This is a genomic window from Halomonas sp. GFAJ-1 (assembly GCF_000236625.2).
Lineage (GTDB): Bacteria > Pseudomonadota > Gammaproteobacteria > Pseudomonadales > Halomonadaceae > Vreelandella.
Window position 1 is genome coordinate 1 of record NZ_AHBC01000102.1, and the last position, 866, is coordinate 866.

Genomic DNA, 866 nt, shown 5'->3' on the forward strand with positions numbered 1-866 from the left:
TCATACAGTCAACGAGTTGAAGCCGTTGTGTTAACAGCCACCAAAGTACGCATCTACCCCACCCCCGAACAGGCTGATTTCTTGAATCAGCAATTCGGGGCGGTGCGGTTTACGTACAACAAGGCACTGCACATTATCAGTTCGCAGTACAAGCGCCATGGCACCAAGCTGCGCGCTAAGAAAGACCTCAAGCCGTTGTTGGCGGTGGCGAAGAAGTCTCGCAACTACCACTGGCTCAAAGCATTTGATTCTATCGCACTGCAACAGGCGTGCATTAACCTGGATCGCGCCTTCCAGAACTTCTTTAACCCCCAGCTTAAAGCCCGCTATCCGCGTTTTAAACGCAAGCATGGCAAGCAATCGAGCTATCACTGCACCAGCGTTAAGGCGGGTAATGACTGGATCAAAGTCCCCAAGCTTACGCCGATTAAAGCCCGAATCCATCGAGAGATCGCCGGCACGCTAAAAAGCATCACACTGACCCGCACCCCCACAGGCAAGTATTTTGCCTCGCTGCTGGTGGAGGATGGTGTGGAGGCAACCGCACCTCTGCAAACGGTGGAGACGGTGCTGGGGGTCGATATGGGCTTAACGCATCTGGCCATCGACTCCACTGGCCGCAAGGTCGCCAATCCTCGCTTCTTGAAGCTGGCGTCTGCCAACCTACGCCGCAAGCAGAAAGCGCTTTCACGCTGCCAGAAAGGTAGCAAGCGCCGTACGAAAGCGCGGCTAATGCTCGCCAAGGCGCACGAGCGGCTGGCGAATGTGCGTGCTGACTTCCAGCACAAACTGTCTCGACAACTCATTGACGACAACCAAGCGGTGGTGGTCGAGACACTGAGCGTGAAAAACATGCTCAAAAACCG

At 55.0% G+C, this 866-nt stretch carries 1 protein-coding gene; it reads left to right on the plus strand.

Translation table 11 applies throughout. The features are described 5' to 3' along the window. Positions 1-27 precede the first annotated feature (27 nt). Positions 28-866: RNA-guided endonuclease InsQ/TnpB family protein (locus tag MOY_RS16585; protein ID WP_035541110.1), on the plus strand; the 839-nt coding region annotated here is incomplete at its 3' end.